Consider the following 6,548-nt stretch of genomic DNA (forward strand, 5'->3'; position numbering starts at 1 on the left):
TTTATTTTGCAATACTTCTAGAAATCACAATTCTTTGGATTTCAGAAGTTCCTTCATAAATCTGAGTGATCTTAGCATCACGCATCATTCTTTCAACGTGGTATTCTTTTACATATCCGTATCCACCGTGAATCTGTACTGCTTCAATAGTAGTATCCATTGCCACTTGAGAAGAATATAATTTCGCCATCGCTCCACTTTCAGAAATATCTTTTCCAGCGTCTTTTTCTACAGCAGCTTTATAACAAAGCATTCTTGCAGCCGTAATCTGAGTTGCCATATCAGCCAATTTGAAAGCAATTGCCTGGTGGTTGATAATTTCAGTTTTGAAAGCTTTTCTTGTTTTAGCATATTTAAGAGCCAATTCGTAAGCTCCAGAAGCAATACCTAACGCTTGAGAAGCAATACCAATTCTACCTCCGTTCAATACAGCCATAGCAAAATTGAAGCCGAAACCATCTTCCCCAATTCTATTCTCCTTCGGTACTTTTACGTTGTTAAAGATTAAAGAATGTGTATCACTTCCTCTGATTCCTAATTTGTCTTCTTTTGCTCCGATTTCGAAACCTTCCCAACCTCTTTCAACAATAAACGCATTAATCCCTTTATGTTTTTTCTCAGGATCTGTTTGTGCAATCACGATATAGTAAGATGCTGTACCTCCGTTTGTGATCCAGTTCTTGATTCCATTTAAAAGATAGTAATCTCCTTTATCTTCTGCTGTTGTTTTTTGAGAAGTAGCATCAGAACCTGCTTCAGGCTCAGATAAAGCAAAAGCCCCAATCACCTTACCGCTTGCCAACGGAGTAAGATATTTCACTTTTTGCTCTTCAGACGCAAATTTTTCAAGACCTGCACAAACTAATGAATTGTTTACAGACATTACAACAGCTGCAGAAGCATCAATTTTTGCGATCTCCTCCATTGCTAAAACGTAAGAAACACTATCCATACCTGCTCCTCCGTATTTAGGGTCCACCATCATTCCTAAAAGTCCCATTTCTCCCATTTTCTTCACCTGCTCTGTAGGAAACTTCTGATCTCTGTCTCTCTCAATAACTTCAGGTAAAAGTTCTGTTTGCGCAAAATCTCTTGCAGCCTGCTGAATCATCAGCTGTTCTTCTGATAAATTAAAGTCCATAAAAATTTAATAATTAGATAGTCGTAAATTTACACTTTTTAACGAAATCTGGAAATACTATTACAAATTAGGGGTTCTTTGAAGAATTATGATTCTTAAATATTCACAATATCTCGTTTTACTATGAATTATTCAATATATTATGGCATACATTTTATTAATTTATAACTTCTTGTTTCTAATTTCTATAATTAAAAAAAATGCTTATATTTAGAATTCTTTATAAAATTTACAAAAAATCATGACGATCAAAAGATTATTTGATATACCTCACTACGCTTTGGAGAAATTTCCTAAGGCTGATATGTTTGTGACGAAATATCATGGAGAATGGAAAAAAACTTCTACACAGGAGTTTATTAATGAAGGAAATAAAATATCAAGAGGGCTTTTAAAACTGGGAATAAAACCCGGTGACAAAATCGCTTTGATCACTACCAATTCCCGTACAGAATGGGCAATCATGGACCTTGGACTTTCCCAGATTGGAGTAGTTTCCGTACCTGTTTACCCAAGTATTTCTTCTGAAGATTATGAATTTATCTTCACCAATGCAGAAATACAATACTGCTTTGTTTCCGATAAAGACCTCTTGAATAAAGTAATGAAAGTGAAGCATAATATTCCCTCATTACAAGGCGTTTTCACTTTTGATAAGATAAGTGGGGCTCCCAATTGGAGAGAAATTTTAGATCTTGGAGAAGACGATTCTACCCAAATTGAGGTTGAAGAACTATCCAATGCTATCAATTCGGAAGATCTTGCTACTATAATTTACACATCGGGAACAACAGGAAGACCTAAAGGGGTGCTATTAACGCATCATAATATTGTATCTAACGTATTAGGATCAATCCCAAGAATTCCTAAGAAAAAAAGCTTAGATTATAAAGACACGAGAGTGTTGAGCTTTTTACCGATTTGCCATATTTTTGAAAGAATGCTTTTCTATCTTTTCCAATATAATGGCTTCTCTATTTATTTCGCTGAAAGCATTGATAAGATGGGCGAAAATGTAAAAGAAATAAAGCCACACTACATGAGTGTTGTCCCAAGATTGGTAGAAAAAGTATACGATAAAATTTACAATACAGGATCATCTGCAGGCGGATTGAAATCTAAAATATTCTTTTGGGCCTTAAATTTAATTCAAAAAAAGAAAGAAATTTCAAGACCATCGGGATTACAGGAAATCATTGCAGACAAATTGGTATTTAAAAAGTGGAGAGAAGGCTTAGGAGGTGAAATTATCACTTTAGTTTCAGGTTCTGCGGCTTTGTCTACAAGATTGAATTTAATGTTCCAGAACGCAGGAATTCCCATTCTGGAAGGATATGGTCTTACAGAAACTTCTCCGGTAATCTCTGTGAACAGTTTTGATAAAATGAAAATAGGAACCGTTGGCTTACCATTAGATAATCTGACAGTGAAAATTCAGGCAGATGGTGAAATTACCGTAAAAGGACCTTCTATTTTTAAAGGTTATTTTAAAAATGACGAAATGACCAAAGAAGTCTTCACTGAAGACGGATATTTCAAGACAGGAGACATCGGGCATATTGACAGTGAAGGATTTTTACAGATCACTGACCGTAAAAAGGAAATGTTTAAAACATCAGGTGGAAAATACATCGCTCCACAAACGATTGAAAATTTAGCAAAAGCTTCAAAATTCATCGAGCAGATTATGGTGGTGGGTGATGGCGAAAAAATGCCTTGCGCATTCGTTCAGCCAGATTTTGAATTTGCAAAAAGCTGGGCTATGAGAAATAATCTAAGCATTGGCTCTACTCCTCAGGAAATTGCAAAAAGTGCTGAATTAAAAGATCGAATAGAAAAAGAAATTGATGGAATCAACGAACATCTTGGAAACTGGGAGAAAATCAAGAAAATTGAATTAACGCCTGAAGTTTGGACCATTGATGCCGGACTTCTTACTCCGACTTTAAAGCTAAAAAGAAAAGCTATAAAAGAGAAATTTATAGACTTGTATAATAAGATGTATGAACATCACGAATAAAATAGGAACCGTTTCAATTGAAACGGTTTTTTTATTTTTAACACGATCTACACAAATACGCAAACTTCTAAAATCATTAGGAAATATGTTGTGAAATCTAGTATTCATCAAAGTCAAACATATTCAAAACAAAAAAGCTGCTTCAAAATTTGAAGCAGCTTTTATATTGTAGTAAAATCAGTAATTAAAACTTAATTACAGTTTTCATTCTTTCAGTTTCTTCGATTACCAATTCGTCATCAACAAGAATTTTTCCTGAATGCTCATCAATAATGATTTTCTTTCTCTGAGCGATCTCCATTTGCTTTTGAGGAGGAATAGTGAAGAAAGATCCTTTTGGAGCTCCTCTTTCTAATCCTACAACTGCTAAACCAGTAGGAGAACTTGTTCTGATTCTAGTGTAAGAAGCAAGCAATCTTTCGTCAATTTTACCTGCATATTCTTTAGATTGCTCTATTAAATAATCTTCTTCTTTCTGAGTTTCAGAAACCAGACCTTCTAATTCTTCTTTCTTGAATTTTAAGTGATTTTTAAGATTACTGATTTTAGTATTCAATTCACTTAACGTTTCGTTTTTGTGAGCAATTTTAACTCCGAATTCTTTGATTCTTTTATCAGCAAGCTGAATTTCAAGATCCTGGAATTCCATTTCTTTTCCTAATGCTTCAAACTCTTTATTGTTTCTTACTGTATCTTGTTGAGATTTGTATTTTTCAATTAAGCTTTTTGCATGGTTGATAACTTCATGCTTTGTTTTGATCTGATCGTCCTGATCTTTGATGTCCGCATGGAATTTTTCAGCTCTTTTTTCAAGACCTTCAATCTCGATTTCAAGATCTTCAACTTCAATTGGCAATTCTCCTCTTGTATTTCGGATTTCATCCAATCTTGAATCTATGATCTGTAAATCGTATAAAGCTCTTAACTTCTCTTCAACTGAAATATCGTTGGTTTTTGTTGCCATATCTAAAGGAAATAATTTACTGGGTTTGTTTTTTCGTTAGATTTCGAAATTGCAAATGTACTAAATTTTTGTGACAAAATTTCAAATAATTGTTCCGTTACGAATTGCTCTGATTCATAATGACCTATATCACAAATCAGCATCTTTGATTCTGCTAAGAAATAATCATGGTATTTGATATCTCCCGTAAGATACGCATCACACTTCTTAGAAAGCGCAGATTTTATTTCGCTGGCGCCTGAGCCACCTAAAACCCCCACCGTTTTAATTTTTTTATTATTTAAATCTGAATGTTTAATAATTTCAAGGCTGAATTTTTCTTTCACAAACTTCAAAAAGTCTTTTTCATCCATCTCCTCCTCCAATTCGCCATACATTCCTAATCCTGAATATTGATTTTCATTATCCAAAGTATAGATTTGATGTGCCACTTCTTCATAAGGATGCGCAGATTTCATTGCTGATAGAATCTGCCCTTGCTTGTATCCTTCAAAAATAACTGAAATCATATTTTCATCTGCATTTTCACGAATATCCTGCTGTCCTGAAAAAGGATTTGAACCTTCGACAGGTCTGAAAGTTCCGTTTCCGCCCATTGTAAAACTACATTCATCATAAAAACCAATATTTCCTGCTCCTGCTGAAAACAATGCTTCTTTTACTTGCTCTGCATGATCTTTCGGAACAAAAACCGTCAATTGCTTCAAATTATTTTTCTTTGGCTGAAGGATTTTCAGGTTTTTCAACCCTAAATGATTGCAAATTCCCGCATTCACTCCAAAAAAATCATTATCCCAAGCGGTATGAATCGCATAAATTGCAATTTTATTTTCAATAGCCTTTAAAACAGCTCTTTCAACATAGTTCTTTCCTGTTAAAGATTTCAAACCAGAAAAGATAATGGGATGAAAACATACGATCAAATTGCAATTCTTTTCAATAGCCTCATCTACAACATTTTCTAACGCATCGTGGCAAACCAGAATCCCGCTCACGTTACGGGTTGGTAATCCGCATAGCAATCCTACATTGTCAAAATCTTCTGCCTGTTGTAAAGGAATGCGCTTTTCTATTTTTGAAATTACTTCGCTTACTGTCATTTTATTATGTATGTTTGCTACGAAAATAACGATAATTTGTTAAATTTAAAAAAACAATAAAAATGGAAAGAGAGCATAATCTTATTCCTGAGGATAAGCTGTGGAAAAGGTTTGTTTACCGAATCATTTACCGTTCTGATACCAAACTCGGAAAGTTATTCGACATTATCTTATTGTCTCTTATTCTTGTAAGTACTTTTATCATCATGCTGGAAAGTGTTCCTAAGCTTGATAGAAAATACCATTATACTTTCATTATTCTTGAATGGGTTATTTCATTGTTTTTCACCGCAGAATATTGGTCTAGAATTGCAGTTGTAAAAAATAGGAAACATTATATTTTCAGTTTTTTTGGAATTATAGACTTTTTAGCATTGGTTCCTTTTTACTTAAGTTTTTTCTTTCCGGTAACCAAGTATTTTCTTATTTTCAGAATGCTGAGAATGCTGAGAGTTTTCAGGGTTTTTAATCTTCTGGATTTCATGAACGATGGAAGCCTTATTGTAAGAGCTTTAAAAGGCAGTTCAAGAAAAATTTATATTTTCCTTCTATTCTTAATTATATTTTCAGTCATCGTTGGTTCTTTAATGTTTATGGTAGAGGGAGGAAGACCCGGATTTGAAACAATTCCACAATCTATTTACTGGGCCGTAGTGACAGTAACAACGGTTGGGTATGGTGATGTATCCCCTATTACACCGTTAGGAAAATTTTTCGCAGTCGTTTTAATGTTAGCCGGTTATTCTATTATTGCAGTTCCAACAGGAATTGTAACTGCCGAGATGCAAAACAAAAGACAGAATTCTGAAAAAGTATGTGACCGATGCGGAAATGAAGATATTGATGATAATGCAAGATATTGCAAACAGTGTGGCAAGAAATTAGCTTAATACTATATATTAAGTTTAATCTATTAACCAAATACCACAAAATCATGGAACCACAAAAGAAAAACAAGCCAAATAGTTTAGTAATTATTCTTTTTGCTTTAATTGCCTTAATGATCATTGTTTATTTTGTACTCGCAATGTTTTTCCCAACAATTTTTGAGCATATGAGTACAGGTGATATCCAGCCTGTTCCTGATAAATAATCTATAAAGAAAACGAGACGACTTAATCAGCCGTCTCGTTTTTATTAGAATCAATTGTCTAGTCCTGAAATAGCGATACACAAAAAAATGATCGTTATGAAAGAATACTTAGAAACGCTTTATGTCAAGCGTACACAGAAAGATTACAGTTTAAGTTTGAAACTTCAGATTGTAAAAGAAATTGAATTCGGTAAATTAGGAATTACAGAATGTCGTAAGAAATATGGTAT

The 6,548-nt window shown here is 33.8% G+C and carries 6 protein-coding genes; 3 read left to right on the forward strand and 3 right to left on the reverse strand.

Translation table 11 applies throughout. The features are described 5' to 3' along the window. Nucleotide 1 precedes the first annotated feature (1 nt). On the reverse strand, nt 2-1,141 hold the full coding sequence (locus BUB80_RS19810; RefSeq protein ID WP_073296777.1) for an acyl-CoA dehydrogenase: 1,140 nt from the start codon (nt 1,139-1,141) through the stop codon (nt 2-4). Nucleotides 1,142-1,382: 241 nt separating this feature from the next. Between BUB80_RS19810 and BUB80_RS19815 the strand changes: the two genes are divergently transcribed. After that, a complete protein-coding gene (locus BUB80_RS19815; protein WP_073296780.1) occupies nt 1,383-3,161 on the forward strand; it encodes an AMP-dependent synthetase/ligase in 1,779 nt (592 codons plus the stop codon). Between the two features lie 184 nt (nt 3,162-3,345). On the opposite strand, the gene BUB80_RS19820 is transcribed toward BUB80_RS19815, so the two are convergent. Together BUB80_RS19820 and BUB80_RS19825 are read right to left on the reverse strand one after the other, a co-directional pair. After that, entirely contained in the window at nt 3,346-4,125 is a 780-nt protein-coding gene (locus BUB80_RS19820) for a zinc ribbon domain-containing protein (RefSeq protein ID WP_073296783.1), read from the reverse strand. Nucleotides 4,126-4,127: 2 nt separating this feature from the next. Continuing rightward, nucleotides 4,128-5,225, reverse strand: coding sequence for a Nif3-like dinuclear metal center hexameric protein (locus tag BUB80_RS19825; protein ID WP_073296787.1), 1,098 nt, complete (start codon nt 5,223-5,225; stop codon nt 4,128-4,130). 62 nt (nt 5,226-5,287) lie between these two features. Here BUB80_RS19825 and BUB80_RS19830 point away from each other — a divergent pair, with 62 nt between their 5' ends. Both BUB80_RS19830 and BUB80_RS23725 read left to right on the forward strand, forming a co-directional pair. Continuing rightward, the gene (locus BUB80_RS19830) at nt 5,288-6,115 is read left to right on the forward strand and encodes an ion transporter (protein WP_073296791.1); all 828 of its coding nucleotides are present in this window, start codon (nt 5,288-5,290) and stop codon (nt 6,113-6,115) included. A gap of 44 nt (nt 6,116-6,159) precedes the next feature. Beyond that, on the forward strand, nt 6,160-6,318 hold the full coding sequence (locus BUB80_RS23725; RefSeq protein ID WP_175549635.1) for a hypothetical protein: 159 nt from the start codon (nt 6,160-6,162) through the stop codon (nt 6,316-6,318). Nucleotides 6,319-6,548 lie beyond the last annotated feature (230 nt).

Origin of the sequence: Chryseobacterium polytrichastri (assembly GCF_900142445.1) — a bacterium.
GTDB lineage: Bacteria > Bacteroidota > Bacteroidia > Flavobacteriales > Weeksellaceae > Chryseobacterium > Chryseobacterium polytrichastri.